General features: G+C 64.6%; 12 protein-coding genes. 7 read left to right on the top strand and 5 right to left on the bottom strand.

The annotated features are described in order from the left end of the window. Positions 1-53 precede the first annotated feature (53 nt). Both DB459_RS18225 and DB459_RS18220 read left to right on the top strand, forming a co-directional pair. Positions 54-1,226, top strand: coding sequence for an acyltransferase family protein (locus DB459_RS18225; protein ID WP_253706681.1), 1,173 nt, complete (start codon positions 54-56; stop codon positions 1,224-1,226). Positions 1,227-1,412: 186 nt separating this feature from the next. Further along, positions 1,413-2,747, top strand: a complete 1,335-nt coding sequence (locus DB459_RS18220) for an MFS transporter (RefSeq protein WP_253706680.1) — start codon at positions 1,413-1,415, stop codon at positions 2,745-2,747. A 125-nt stretch (positions 2,748-2,872) separates the two neighbouring features. Here DB459_RS18220 and purL read toward each other — a convergent pair whose 3' ends face one another. Next, positions 2,873-5,086, bottom strand: a complete 2,214-nt coding sequence (gene purL / locus DB459_RS18215; protein ID WP_253706679.1) for a phosphoribosylformylglycinamidine synthase subunit PurL — start codon at positions 5,084-5,086, stop codon at positions 2,873-2,875. Between the two features lie 241 nt (positions 5,087-5,327). On the opposite strand from purL, the gene DB459_RS18210 reads away from it, so the two are divergent. Further along, positions 5,328-5,783 carry a PaaI family thioesterase gene (locus DB459_RS18210; protein ID WP_253706678.1) on the top strand — a complete coding sequence of 152 codons (456 nt, stop codon included), beginning with the start codon at positions 5,328-5,330 and terminating at the stop codon, positions 5,781-5,783. Between the two features lie 177 nt (positions 5,784-5,960). On the opposite strand, the gene purQ is transcribed toward DB459_RS18210, so the two are convergent. From purQ to purC, 3 genes are all read right to left on the bottom strand, one after another. Next, complete coding sequence (gene purQ, locus DB459_RS18205) at positions 5,961-6,662, bottom strand: phosphoribosylformylglycinamidine synthase subunit PurQ (protein WP_253706677.1); 702 nt, start codon at positions 6,660-6,662, stop codon at positions 5,961-5,963. 96 nt (positions 6,663-6,758) lie between these two features. Then, the gene (gene purS / locus DB459_RS18200; RefSeq protein WP_253706676.1) at positions 6,759-7,001 is read right to left on the bottom strand and encodes a phosphoribosylformylglycinamidine synthase subunit PurS; all 243 of its coding nucleotides are present in this window, start codon (positions 6,999-7,001) and stop codon (positions 6,759-6,761) included. A gap of 5 nt (positions 7,002-7,006) precedes the next feature. Beyond that, positions 7,007-7,774, bottom strand: coding sequence for a phosphoribosylaminoimidazolesuccinocarboxamide synthase (gene purC / locus DB459_RS18195; protein WP_253706675.1), 768 nt, complete (start codon positions 7,772-7,774; stop codon positions 7,007-7,009). 485 nt (positions 7,775-8,259) lie between these two features. On the opposite strand from purC, the gene DB459_RS18190 reads away from it, so the two are divergent. The 3 genes from DB459_RS18190 (at position 8,260) to DB459_RS18180 (ending at position 9,794) form a co-directional block, all read left to right on the top strand. Next, a complete protein-coding gene (locus DB459_RS18190) occupies positions 8,260-8,577 on the top strand; it encodes a DUF1476 domain-containing protein (RefSeq protein ID WP_253706674.1) in 318 nt (105 codons plus the stop codon). Between the two features lie 55 nt (positions 8,578-8,632). Then, on the top strand, positions 8,633-9,322 hold the full coding sequence (locus DB459_RS18185) for a YafY family protein (RefSeq protein WP_253706673.1): 690 nt from the start codon (positions 8,633-8,635) through the stop codon (positions 9,320-9,322). A 100-nt stretch (positions 9,323-9,422) separates the two neighbouring features. After that, positions 9,423-9,794, top strand: a complete 372-nt coding sequence (locus DB459_RS18180; RefSeq protein ID WP_253706672.1) for a VOC family protein — start codon at positions 9,423-9,425, stop codon at positions 9,792-9,794. Between the two features lie 30 nt (positions 9,795-9,824). On the opposite strand, the gene DB459_RS18175 is transcribed toward DB459_RS18180, so the two are convergent. Further along, positions 9,825-10,988: a TrmJ/YjtD family RNA methyltransferase gene (locus tag DB459_RS18175; protein ID WP_371926773.1), complete on the bottom strand. Its 1,164-nt coding sequence runs from the start codon at positions 10,986-10,988 to the stop codon at positions 9,825-9,827. 912 nt (positions 10,989-11,900) lie between these two features. Here DB459_RS18175 and DB459_RS18170 point away from each other — a divergent pair. Next, positions 11,901-13,118 carry an NADP-dependent isocitrate dehydrogenase gene (locus DB459_RS18170; protein WP_253706670.1) on the top strand — a complete coding sequence of 406 codons (1,218 nt, stop codon included), beginning with the start codon at positions 11,901-11,903 and terminating at the stop codon, positions 13,116-13,118. Positions 13,119-13,127 lie beyond the last annotated feature (9 nt).

Below are 13,127 nucleotides of genomic sequence, written 5' to 3'. Positions count from 1 at the left end.
ACCCTGGCTTCTCGCGCTAGGATTGCGCGACTTTGAGGGCCTGATCGATCACCATGTCCGACCGTTATGCAGCGCTCGACCGGGCGCGCACCTTCGTCACCTTGCTGGTGCTCGCCAATCACACCGTGGTCGCCTACACCGCGTTCGGCCGTTTCTATCCCAATCATTATCTATGGTCGACCGCGCCGATCGTCGATGTCCAGAAGTGGATCGGCTTCAACCTCTTCACGTTGTTCAACGACGCCTTCTTCATGGCGCTGATGTATCTGCTGTCGGGGCTGTTCGTCTGGCCGAGCCTGATGCGCAAGGGCATCGCCCAATTCCTGCGCGACCGGGCGCTGCGCCTGGGAATACCTTATGTCGTCGCGGTCATTTTCCTGATGCCGATCGCCTATTACGCGTCCTTCAGCCTCACCGGCAAAGCGACCGGCTTTCTCCCCTTCTGGCTCGACAATTTCAGGAATGGCGTCTGGTTCAACGGCCCGGCCTGGTTCATCTGGCTGCTTCTGCTGCTCGACGGCATTGCCGCTCTTCTGTTTCTGATCGCTCCGTCCACGATCATCGCGATCGGCCGCCTGTCGACCCTGGCGCGCGACCGCGCCGTCGTCTTCGGCCTCGCACTGTTCATCGTCGCGACGCTCGCCTACATGCCGATGCTGTTCAAATTCGGCGCCGTGCGCTGGTTCAATCTCGGCCCGTTCGAGGTCCAGGCCAGCCGATTGCTGCTCTATGCGGTGTTCTTCTTCGCCGGTGTCGGTATCGGCGCCGCGGATCTCGCCAAGGGCCTGCTGGCGCGCGACGGCCAATTGGCGTGCCGCTGGTTCGCCGCGACGATGGTCGCCGCGATCGCTTTCGGGCTGCTCTCTTATCTGATCAACTTCCGCCGCATGCGCCTGAGCAACCTCGTCGGCGCCCCGCCGCTGTGGTGGCAGTCGAGCTACGGCGTGATCTATGCCGCGACCTGCGTCGCCATCAGCCTCGCCATCCTCGCCCTGTTCCTGCGCTTCTCATCCGACGGGGAAAGCTGGCTGGATGCCTTGCAGGCCGACGCCTACGGCATCTATGTCGTGCATTACCTCTTCTGTCTGTGGCTGCAATATGCGCTGCTCGGATTCGCCATCAGCGCTGCCGTCAAGGTGCTGATCGTCTTCAGCGGAACACTCGCCCTGAGCTGGGGCATGACGGCGGCGCTGCGCAGCCTACCAGCGGTCAGACGCGTGCTGTGAGCCCGTCCGCCGCCGCGTGGTGCGGCGGTACAGGCGACCTCGGCGGGGACCTCACCAAATCGTCGATGCCGGAGCCATCGTTGTACCTCCGGTCGCATGGAACCAGGTCTTCGCTTCGGAGTTCCTTCACAAAACATTTAGCTGCGCAACACGCGCCAGAAGAGCGCAGTCAACTGGAGAAACGCCATGGCCTCCAGCGAGACCGACATCGTCCTGCTCTCCGAATCCGAACACCAGATCCAGCTCCGCCGCGCGGTACTCGCCGCCACCATCGGCACGGCGATCGAATGGTACGATTTCTTCCTCTACAGCACCGTCACCGGGTTGGTGTTCGCCAAGTTGTTCTTCCCGCGCTCTGATCCCCTTGTCGGCACCCTCGAAGCGTTCGCCATCTATGCGGTCGGCTTCGTCGCGCGGCCGGTGGGCGCGGCGATCTTCGGTCATTACGGCGATCGCATCGGACGCAAGTCGACGCTGATCGCAACGCTGCTGGTGATGGGGCTAGCGACGTTCGCGGTCGCACTGGTGCCGACCTATGCCAGTGTTGGCGTCTGGGGCGCCGTCATTCTCACGATCCTGCGCTTCATCCAGGGCGTCGGCGTCGGCGGCGAATGGGGTGGCTCGGTGCTGCTCTCGATGGAATGGGCGCGGTCCAACCATTCCCGCGGCTTCATCGCATCCTGGCCGCAGTTCGGCGTACCTTGCGGACTGTTCCTCGCCAACCTCGCTGTCCTCGCCTTCAGCCAGATGTCGGGGGAGGACTTCCTTGCGTGGGGCTGGCGCGTGCCGTTCTTGCTGAGCCTGCTTCTCGTCGCTGTCGGCCTCTACATCCGGCTCGGCATCCTTGAGACTCCGATCTTCACCCGTCTTGTCGCCGAACGCCGCATCGAGCGCACCCCGATCCTCGAGGTGATCAAGAAACAGCCAAAGGCGATCGTGCTGTCGGCGTTCGCGCGCATGGCCGAGCAGGCCCCGTTCTACATCTTCACGGCTTTCATCTTTTCCTACGGCACCGGCACATTGCACGTGTCGCGGGACTTCCTGCTCACCGCGGTCCTCGTGGCCTCGGTACTGTCGTTCGTCTCGATCCCGCTGTTCGGGCACCTGTCCGACCGCATCGGCCGCAAGACCATGTATCTGATCGGCGCGGTGGTCACCGGCGTGTTCGGCTTCATTTATTTCGGAATGGTCAACACCGGCGTGACCTGGATCATCTTCTTCGCGATCGTGCTGTCGCTGGTGCCCCATGACATGATGTATGGGCCGCAGGCCGCGCTGATCGCGGAGAGCTTCACCGGACGGCTGCGCTACAGCGGCTCGTCGCTCGGCTACCAGCTCGCCTCGGTGATCGCCGGCGGCCCGGCGCCGCTGATCGCAACCTGGCTGTTCGGCACCTATCACACGCCCTACGCCATCGCGATCTACATCGCCTGCTGCGCGGTGATCAGCATCATCGCCACCGCGCTGATGACGGACTATACGGGCAAGGACATCAGCCGCGAATACGAGCTCGCGGCCTGAGCCCGGCCTCTCGTTCATTCGTCATGGCCGGGCCTGTCCCGCATGGGGACGTACGCCATCGGGACGTCAAGACACGGATACCTGCGACAAGCGCGAGCATACCCCTGAGAAGCCGACGAGAGGGTTCAGCTCGCCTTGCCGGCCATGTAGTCGGGCAGCCAGCTCTCGAAGGCATGCTCGAGCCGCTCGAGCGCAATGCAACCTTCTCCGTCGATCACCAGCTCGCCGCCGCCAGTCACGCCGATCTGCGTGAACGGCACCTCGACCGCCTTGAGCTTGGTCAGCACGCCGAGCAGTTCGCTCCCCGGCACGGTGACGATGTAGCGGGCCTGGTCCTCACCGAACCACCAGCCATGAGGCACGAATCCTTCGGGAGCGCGATCGAGCACCGCGCCGATGTGGCTGGCCATCGCCATCTCGGCAAGAGCCACGAGCAGGCCGCCGTCGGAAATGTCGTGGACCGCACTCGCTGTCCCCGAATGGATCATGCCGCGCACCACGTCGCCGTTGCGCTTCTCGGAGTCCAGATCGACCGGCGGCGGCGCACCCTCCTCGCGACCGCAGACGTCGCGCAGATACATCGACTGCCCGAGCCAGCCATGGCTATCGCCGATCAGGAGGATGACCTCGCCCGCGGCCTTGAAGGCGAGCGTTGCCGACTTGGTGAAGTCGGGCAACACGCCGACGCCTCCGATGGAGGGCGTCGGCAGAATGCCGCGGCCGTTGGTCTCGTTGTAGAGCGAGACGTTGCCGGACACGACCGGGAAGTCGAGCGCGGTGCAGGCCTCGGAAATGCCGCGCAGGCAGCCGACGAACTGGCCCATGATCTCCGGCCGCTCGGGATTGCCGAAATTGAGATTGTCGGTGATGGCGAGCGGCCGCCCGCCCACCGCGGTGATGTTGCGCCAGGCCTCCGCTACGGCCTGCTTGCCACCCTCGAAGGGATCGGCTTCGCAATAGCGCGGCGTCACGTCGACGGTGAGCGCGAGGCCCTTGGGACCGTCCTCGACCCGCACCACGGCGGCATCGCCACCGGGGCGCTGCACGGTATTGCCGAGGATGACGTGATCGTATTGCTCCCAGACCCAGCGCTTGGAGCACAGATCAGGCGAGCCGATCAGTTTGTGCAGAGCTTCGAGCGTCGAGAGCGGCGGTTTGATGCCTCGGGCATGCAGGACCGGCAGCTTGGGGCTTTCGACCCATGGCCGGTCATACAGCGGCGCCTCGTCGCCGAGTTCCTTGATCGGCAGATCGGCCATGACGTCGCCGCCGTGCTTGACCACGAAACGACAGCTCGACGTGGTGTGGCCGACCACAGCAAAGTCGAGGCCCCATTTGCGGAAGATCGCCTCGGCCTCGGCTTCCTTTTCCGGCTTGAGCACCATCAGCATGCGCTCCTGGCTCTCGGAGAGCATCATCTCGTAGGCGCTCATGCCCACTTCCCGGGTCGGGACCGCGTTGAGATCGAGGTCGACGCCGAGATCGCCCTTGGCGCCCATCTCCACCGCCGAGCAGGTCAGGCCAGCCGCGCCCATGTCCTGGATGGCGACGACGCAGCCCTTGGCCATGATCTCGAGGCAGGCCTCCAGCAGCAGCTTCTCCGCGAACGGATCGCCGACCTGGACGGTAGGCCGCTTCTCCTCGGAGGCATCGTCGAACTCGGCTGACGCCATGGTGGCGCCGTGGATGCCGTCACGGCCGGTCTTCGAGCCGAGATAGACGATCGGCATATTCACGCCGGAAGCGGCGGCATAGAAGATCTTGTCAGCCTGCGCGAGGCCGACCGCCATGGCGTTGACGAGGATATTGCCGTCGTAGCGGGTATGGAATCGAGTCTGGCCGCCGACCGTCGGCACGCCAAAGGAATTGCCGTAGCCGCCGACGCCCGCCACTACGCCGGAGACGAGGTGCCGCGTCTTGGGGTGCCCGGGATCGCCGAAGGACAACGCATTGAGGCAGGCGATCGGCCGCGCCCCCATGGTGAAGACGTCGCGCAGGATGCCGCCCACCCCGGTGGTCGCGCCCTGATAGGGCTCGATGTAGCTCGGGTGGTTGTGGCTCTCCATCTTGAAGACGACCGCCTGGCCGTCGCCGATGTCGATCACGCCGGCATTCTCGCCCGGTCCCTGGATCACCCAGGGCGCCTTGGTCGGCAGGCCGCGCAGGTGCTTACGCGACGACTTGTAGGAGCAGTGCTCGTTCCACATCGCCGAGAAGATGCCGAGCTCGGTGAAAGTCGGTTCGCGCCCGATCAGGTCGAGGATGCGCTGGTATTCGTCCGGCGTGAGGCCATGGGCGGCGACCAGGTCGGGGGTGATCTTCGGTTCGTTGGAAATCATCGGAATCGGTTGTCCGCGGGCGTTGTCGCAAAGAGGCGAGGAAGGGCGCCCCCTTGGGGAAAACGCGTCAAAATCAAAAAGCGCCATCCCTCTTTAAGGAGATCAAAGGGGCCGGAAAAGGGCTTTGTGTGCCCCGTTTTGCCGGGGGGCGGCAAATCTGGGGACGGCCCGACCGGATGGCGTTTGCGCCGCGTCACCCCTGCCGGTAAGAGGCGCCCGACATAGTTCCAAGGAGAGCCTCGTGACCGCCGTTCCACCCGCCCCATTCGAACGCCCGGGGACCGTCATCGCCACCGACGGCGAGTTCGCCGGCTGGACCACCTGGACCCGCGACACCTTCGAATCGAATAACGGCCCGTTCTGGCAGACCGAAGAAAACGGCCGGGCGCGCTGCGCGTTTCGCGTCACCCGTAAGCACCTCAACGGCCTTGGCCACGTCCATGGCGGCTGCTTCATGACCTTCGCCGACTACTGCCTGTTCGCCTTCGCCCGAAGCGAATTGCAGGGACCCGCCGTGACGGTGGCGTTCAATGCCGAATTCCTCGACGCGGCAAAGGAAGGCGAGCGGATCGAGGCTACCGGAGAGGTCACCCGGGCCGGCGGCTCATTGATCTTCCTGCGTGGGATGATGACCTGCGACGGCCGGCCGCTGCTGAACTTCTCCGGCACCATCAAGCGCGTCAGGAGACGGGGCTAGTGTCCTGTCTCCGAATTACCGCCCCATTTGCTTCACGCTCGCACGGTCATTCGGAGACATAAAGGACACTAACAAAATCAAAGTGCTAGCGTGGCTTATGTGTCGCGATTGCCTACGAGAGACTGGCCGCAAAGGCGGTAGGCAATTGCGAGACTCCACACTAGCGCGGCGTCTCGATCAGGCGGCGCGATCGAAATGAGCGAACAGGCCGGCGAACAGGCCGCGGCCGTCGGTGCAGCCCATGATCGTTTCGACGTGGTTTTCCGGGTGGGGCATCATGCCGAGGACGTTGCCCTTGTCATTGATGATGCCGGCGATGGACGCCGCCGCGCCATTGAGGTTGGAGACGTCGCCGACCGAGCCATCGGCCGCGCAGTAGCGATAGAGGACCCGTCCCTCGCCTTCCAGCCGTGTCAGGGTCTCGGCATCGGCGGTGTAATTGCCCTCGCCATGGGCCACCGGCACGCGGATCACCTGGCCGGCATTGTAGCCGCGGGTAAAGGGCGTGTCCGAGCGCTCCACCCGCAGATGGACGTCGCGGCAGATGAATCTGAGCCGCGCATTGCGCATCAAGACGCCTGGCAACAGGCCGGATTCGCACAGGATCTGGAAGCCGTTGCAGACGCCGAGCACCAGGCCGCCGCCGGCGGCATAGGCCCGTACCGCGTCCATGACCGGTGCACGGGCGGCAATGGCGCCGCAGCGCAGATAATCGCCGTAGGAGAAGCCGCCAGGCAGCACCACGAGATCGGTGCCGGCGGGCAGCGCGGTCTCCGCATGCCAGACCATGGTCGGTTCGTGGCCGGACACGAGCTTGATCGCCCGCGCCATGTCGCGTTCGCGGTTGATGCCCGGAAAGACGAGGACGGCGGTCTTCATGCGCAGATCATGCTTCTCAGGGAGCTTTAAGACTCAGAAAACTCAAGACTCAGGAAACTCAAGACTTCGGCAGGCCAAAGACGCTTCAGCGCGTCTTCAGCCGAGCACTTCCACCCGGTAGTTCTCGACCACCGTGTTGGCGAGCAGCCGGTCGGCGGCGGCTTTGAGCGCTGCCTCCACGCCGACGCGATCGGTTGCCGCGACCTCGATGTCGAAGACCTTGCCCTGGCGGACGCTGGTGACACCCTCGATGCCGAGCGACTTGAGCGCCCCCTCGATCGCCTTACCCTGGGGATCGAGGACGCCGCTCTTCAGCGTGACGGTAACCCGTGCCTTCATGATCGTCAGCTCTTCACCAGCACCGGACCCGAACCCGCCGGGCGTTCGTTCTCGCCCATGATGCCGAGCCGCTTGGCGACCTCGGTATAGGCCTCCAACAGACCGCCGAGATCGCGGCGGAAGCGGTCCTTGTCGAGCTTCTCGTTCGACTTGATGTCCCACAGCCGGCATGAGTCGGGCGAGATCTCGTCGGCGACGATGATCCGCATCATCTCGTTCTCGAACAGCCGGCCGCATTCCATCTTGAAGTCGACGAGGCGGATGCCGATGCCGAGAAATAGCCCGGTGAGGAAGTCGTTGACGCGGATGGCAAGCGCCATGATGTCGTCGATCTCCTGGGGAGTCGCCCAGCCGAAAGCGGTGATGTGCTCTTCCGACACCATCGGGTCGTTGAGCTGGTCGTTCTTGTAATAGAACTCGATGATGGAACGGGGGAGCTGGGTGCCCTCCTCGATGCCGAGTCGCTGCGACAGCGAGCCGGCGGCGACGTTACGCACCACGACCTCGAGCGGAACGATCTCGACCTCGCGAATCAACTGCTCGCGCATGTTGAGCCGCCGGATAAAATGGGTCGGGACCCCGATGTCGTTCAGATGCTGGAAGACGTATTCCGAAATCCGGTTGTTGAGGACGCCCTTGCCCTCGATCACCTGGTGTTTCTTGGCATTGAACGCAGTCGCGTCGTCCTTGAAATGCTGAATCAGCGTTCCTGGCTCGGGGCCCTCATAGAGCACCTTTGCCTTGCCTTCATAAATGCGACGCCGACGGCTCATGGGGATGTACCGTGTGTTGTTGTCCATAATTGGGATAAGCTCCGATTGATACACGACCCACGGCGGAGCTGCCGCGAGACCCCGGCCTCGGGAAACAGAACGAGAACTGGACCTGCCCGCAACCTACCCGATCGGCTCCTGCGATACAATCGAACGGGCCCGATTCGCAGGAGTTTTACCGCCGCAGTTTAGCCCTGATTGCTACGGCCGAATGAATGCTGCGACTGAATGCCCTTACGGAGGACCATTGTCCGGGACGCCATCGCCCCGCTAAGACCTTTCGCCGGCCCCTTCGAGGGTATCCCTTTGCAGCGAGCACTCATACGAACGTTAGAACCAAAGGAACACTAGACTAGTATAGCTATGATTCTAGTGCGGTTTTGGATCTGACGCTCGTCCGACGAATTCGCTGCAATGCTGATACGAGCGTCAGACCCACCGCACGAGCCATCTGCCGCCCACGTAGTGTGCACAGGACCGATATCATGACGACTTTCGACGAACGCAAGGACGGCTTCGAGAAGAAGTTCGTTCACGACGAGGATCTCAAGTTCAAGGCGGAAGCGCGCCGCAACCGCATGCTCGGACAATGGGCAGCCGACAAGCTCGGCAAGAGCGGCGACGAGGCGGCGGCCTATGCCAAGAGCGTGATCGAGGCCGACTTCCAGGAAGCGGGCGATGCTGACGTACTGCGCAAGGTCGCAGGCGATCTCGCCGCCAAGGGCATCGGTGAGGCCGAGGTCCGGGCCAAGATGGCCGAACTGCTGGCCACCGCGGTCGAACAGATCAAGAGCGCCGGCTGAGCGCCGGTTCGCGCGCCGCAATGGGGCGGCGCGCGCCCTATTTGGAGCCGATCCGGTGTCGCGCGCGGCCCGTCTGCTCGACCTGATCCAGATCTTCCGGCGAAGCCGCCATCCCGTCACCGCGGCCGGCCTCGCCCACAGCCTCGGCGTTTCCGAGCGCACGATCTATCGCGACATTCTCACCCTCAATGCCCAGGGCGCCGACATCCGGGGCGAAGCCGGGCTCGGCTATGTGTTGGGCAGCGGCTTTACGGTGCCGCCGCTGATGTTCACCGATGGCGAGATCGAGGCGGTGGTGCTGGGGCTACGCTGGGTCACCAAGCTTGGTGACGACCGCCTCGGACTCGACGCCGCCGACGCGCTCGCCAAGATCACTGATGTGCTGCCACCCGACCTCCGCGCCCGGATCGACGATGCACCGCTGCTGGCGGCGGCGCGGGAGACCGAGCGGGCACGGGCTGCCGGCCTGACGCTGCTGCGCGAGGCGATGAGAGCCGAGCGCAAGCTCGCGATCGTCTATATCGATAGTTCCGGGCAACGCTCGAAGCGCCAGATCTGGCCGCTGGTGATCGGCTTCTTCAAGGACGCCGAAGTGCTCGCCGCTTGGTGCGAAATGCGCCAGGCGTTCCGACACTTCCGGCTCGATCGCATCATCGGGATCACGGCGACCTCGGAGGCCCTGCCGCGCCGCCGGCGCCGCCTGCTCGCCGAATGGCGGCAGGCCGAGGGCATCGTCCACCATTGACGAAAGCCGGCAGACGATCGGCTGTCCCGATCCTGCTCCTGACAGAAACTGTCGCGCACAGCGTGTAAGGGTCCCGCCTCCATGAACCGAGGAAAGCCCCATGCCGACGTTTCAATTCGTCCTGTTCTATGTCGCTGATCCGCTTGCCAGTGGCCGGTTTTACAGCCGTCTGTTCGACCGCTCTCTGAAGGAGGAATCCGCCACCTTCGCAATGCTGGAGCTCGGCGCAAACGTGCTGCTCGGCCTGTGGCTGCGGCCAACGGTGGAGCCCGCGGTCGACCCTGCCGCCCGCCCCGGCGGCAGCGAGATCGCATTCGTCGTCGCCGACGCCGCGGCGCTGCAAGCCACGTTCGAGACATGGGTCGCCCAGGGCGTCAGGATCGCGCAGCCGATCACCGAGATGGATTTCGGCCGGACCTTCGTCGGCCTCGACCCGGACGGACATCGCCTCCGCGTGTTCCTGCGGCGTTAGCGCGGTGGATCTGACGCAAGCTTCATTTGCTCAGAGCGACTGGACCGCTGCGATCTGGTCGAGCGCCTGCGGCAGGTCCCGTTCGATGTCCGCCGCCTCGAGCACCACCACGCGATAGCCACGCGCCTCGAGCCAACTCCTGCGCGCGCCGCGATCGGCCGCGATGGCGGCATTCTCGCCGGCATTGACGAGTTCGACGGCAGTACGCCGGGTGAAGGAGACAAAATCCGGAATGTGGCGGCCGACCGGCGTCTGGCGCTTGAACTCGCCGGCGAAGCGCCGGTCGGCGCGCAGCGCCGCCCAAAGCGCGCGTTCCGCATCCGTCGGATTACGCCGCAACAGCCGCGCGAGCCCGCGCACGCTGCCGCCCGCCTCCGGACCGCGCGGCGTTCCCTCCTCGGCGAGCAGCGCCCGCAGCCGCGTCGCGCCGGCGCCATCGAGCACGCCGCCCTTGGCCGGGCCCTTGCGGCCTTCGGCAATGGCCATGACGATGCCGTGCAGCGTATGCATGTCCTGCTTGGTCGGCTCCATCCGGCTGAAGATATTGCGCAGATTGACCAGCATGATCTCGCGCTTCTCCGGCGGCCGCAGGAATTCGACCTTGTCGAGTTCACGGACGAGGTTGTCGAAAAAGGCGTTGATCTGCTCCTTGCCGGCGCGCGGGCTGCGCTCGGGCGTGGCATGGGGCAGCGCCCCCGCGGTCGCGAGCTTGAACCACTCGTAGCCGATCAGCAGCACCGCCTGGGCGAGATTGAGCGAGGCGAATTCGGGATTGACCGGGAAGGTGACGATGCGGTCGGCGCGGGCGACCTCTTCGGCCTTGAGGCCATAGCGCTCGCGGCCGAACAGGATGCCGGCTTTGCCGCCGCCGCCGAGATGCCCGGCCATCTCCCAGGCCGCCGCCGCCGGCCCCACCACCGGCTTGGCCTGGTCATGGGGTCGGGCGCTGGTGGCGAAGACGAGGTCGAGATCGGCGATCGCCGCATCCAGCGTATCGAACAGTTTCACATGGTCGATGATGTGGTCGGCACCGGCCGCGGCGCGCGTGGCGGGCAGGCTCGGCCAGCCATCCCGCGGACTGACCAGCCGCAGCTCGGTCAGTCCGAAATTGCCCATGGCCCGCGCCGCCATGCCGATATTCTCGCCGAGCTGAGGCTCGACCAGGATCACCACCGGGCCGGGCAAATCCGCCATGTTGTCCTCCGGTCCGGCCATGACTTCCAAATTCCGATTCGGGTTGAGAGAATTAGGGCGAGAACCTGATTCGAGATCATCAGGACTTGAATCAATCTCCAAGCGCGAGACTCTGGCGCCGCCGTCGGCTTTGCACGTGGGCGCCGATCCGGGCCGCTGCCCTGCGTGGCAAGGCGGTGGCATGCCACCAAGACTCGGTACAGTCAACGAACGGGATTTCAGCGGACCCGCGCCGACCAAGCCGCATGCCGTCACACCCTCCCCCGCCGCGACCTCCGTGCTCGGGCGCAGCCGCGCCGCCGAGCTTGCACCTCGCGATCCCGTTGCGGCCCTGCGGATCGCCCGCGACATTCACGATGCCTGGTACCGGATCCAGTCCCTCGCCTTCGTGGTCGACCACATCGACGCGCGGCACCTTGCGCCGGTGCTCGAGGAAGCATCGCGCACGGCGGAAAACTGCCACGACGCCTATGGCACGGCGGCGGTCGTGGCCTGGCCAATCGCCGCTACGCCGAGCGCAAGCGCTGCCTCGAACGTGCAGCGGCGATCGAACTGCCCAACTCGCAGGCCTATGCGCTGGAGATCCTGTGGTCGGCCTGCCATACCGCCGACCCCGAGCTGGCCAAGCCGGTCTGGCGTCGCATTTGCGAGCTGTGCGATCCCGGCGGGCCGCGCGCCTCTACCGCCATGTCGCCGAGATTCTCGAGCAATACAGTCCGGGCGCCTGCGGCTCGATCATCCGTAATATGCCTGCCGGACAGGCACGCAGCCGCTTGGAGCGGCGCTGCTAGGCTGCCAAACGGCATCCCGCTTAGGCTTTTGGGTCCCTTCCGGACCGCCGTTCCGGGTGCTATAGGCGCGCCCATCGAACCATTCCCGCCCACGCAGCAAGCGAAGAAGGCCTGATTTCACATGGCGAAAATCAAGGTGACCAACCCCGTCGTCGAACTCGACGGCGACGAGATGACCCGGATCATCTGGAAGTACATCAAGGACAAGCTGGTCCTGCCGTTCCTGGATGTGAACTTGATGTACTTCGATCTGGGCATGGAGCACCGCGACGCCACCAACGACCAGATCACCATCGATGCCGCCAACGCCATCAAGAAGGTCGGCGTCGGCGTCAAATGCGCCACCATCACCCCCGACGAGGCCCGGGTGAAGGAGTTCAATCTGAAGGAGATGTGGAAGTCGCCGAACGGCACCATCCGCAACATCCTCGGCGGCGTCATCTTCCGTGAGCCGATCATCTGCCGGAACGTGCCCCGCCTCGTGCCCGGCTGGACCAAGCCGATCATCATCGGCCGCCACGCCTATGGTGACCAGTACCGCGCCACCGACTTCAAGTTCCCCGGCAAGGGCGTGCTGACGCTGAAGTTCGTCGGCGAGGACGGCAGCGTGATCGAACGCGAGGTGTTCAAGGCCCCGGGTGCCGGCGTCGCCATGAGCATGTACAACCTCGACGAATCCATCAAGGATTTCGCCCGCGCTTCGCTGAACTACGGGCTGATGCGCAATTACCCGGTGTATCTGTCGACCAAGAACACCATCCTGAAAGTCTATGACGGCCGCTTCAAGGACATCTTCCAGGAGATCTACGACAGCGAGTTCAAGGCGCGGTTCGAAAAGGCCGGCCTCACCTACGAACATCGCCTGATCGACGACATGGTGGCCTCGGCGCTGAAGTGGTCCGGCGGCTATGTCTGGGCCTGCAAGAACTACGACGGCGACGTCCAGTCCGATACCGTGGCCCAGGGCTACGGCTCGCTCGGCCTGATGACCTCGGTACTGATGACGCCGGACGGCCAGACTGTGGAGGCAGAGGCCGCCCACGGCACCGTCACCCGTCACTATCGCGAGCATCAGAAGGGCAAGGAGACGTCGACCAATTCGATCGCCTCGATCTTCGCCTGGACACAGGGTCTGTCGCACCGCGCCAAGCTCGACAACAACGAGGCGCTGGCGAAGTTCGCCAAGACGCTGGAGAAGGTCTGCGTCGACACCGTCGAAGCCGGCTTCATGACCAAGGACCTCGCCTTGCTGGTCGGCGCCGAGCAGCGCTGGCTCTCCACCACCGGTTTCCTCGACAAGGTCGCCGAGAACCTCACCAGGGCGCTGGCGACGTCGTAACGACAGCTT

The sequence above is a fragment of the Bradyrhizobium sp. WD16 genome (assembly GCF_024181725.1).
Lineage (GTDB): Bacteria > Pseudomonadota > Alphaproteobacteria > Rhizobiales > Xanthobacteraceae > Bradyrhizobium_A.
The sequence above is the reverse complement of the archived record's forward strand: the minus strand, read 5'-3'. Positions and strand labels throughout refer to the sequence as shown.

What these genes read in the sequence shown, in the direction of transcription:
- purL (WP_253706679.1), bottom strand. Translation starts at nt 5,086, where the DNA reads ATGATTTCCAACGAACCGAAGATCACCCCCGACCTGGTCGCCGCCCAT.
- DB459_RS18220 (WP_253706680.1), top strand. Translation starts at nt 1,413, where the DNA reads ATGGCCTCCAGCGAGACCGACATCGTCCTGCTCTCCGAATCCGAACAC.
- DB459_RS18170 (WP_253706670.1), top strand. Translation starts at nt 11,901, where the DNA reads ATGGCGAAAATCAAGGTGACCAACCCCGTCGTCGAACTCGACGGCGAC.
- DB459_RS18190 (WP_253706674.1), top strand. Translation starts at nt 8,260, where the DNA reads ATGACGACTTTCGACGAACGCAAGGACGGCTTCGAGAAGAAGTTCGTT.
- DB459_RS18180 (WP_253706672.1), top strand. Translation starts at nt 9,423, where the DNA reads ATGCCGACGTTTCAATTCGTCCTGTTCTATGTCGCTGATCCGCTTGCC.
- purQ (WP_253706677.1), bottom strand. Translation starts at nt 6,662, where the DNA reads ATGAAGACCGCCGTCCTCGTCTTTCCGGGCATCAACCGCGAACGCGAC.
- DB459_RS18225 (WP_253706681.1), top strand. Translation starts at nt 54, where the DNA reads ATGTCCGACCGTTATGCAGCGCTCGACCGGGCGCGCACCTTCGTCACC.
- DB459_RS18175 (WP_371926773.1), bottom strand. Translation starts at nt 10,988, where the DNA reads ATGGCGGATTTGCCCGGCCCGGTGGTGATCCTGGTCGAGCCTCAGCTC.
- purC (WP_253706675.1), bottom strand. Translation starts at nt 7,774, where the DNA reads ATGAGCCGTCGGCGTCGCATTTATGAAGGCAAGGCAAAGGTGCTCTAT.
- purS (WP_253706676.1), bottom strand. Translation starts at nt 7,001, where the DNA reads ATGAAGGCACGGGTTACCGTCACGCTGAAGAGCGGCGTCCTCGATCCC.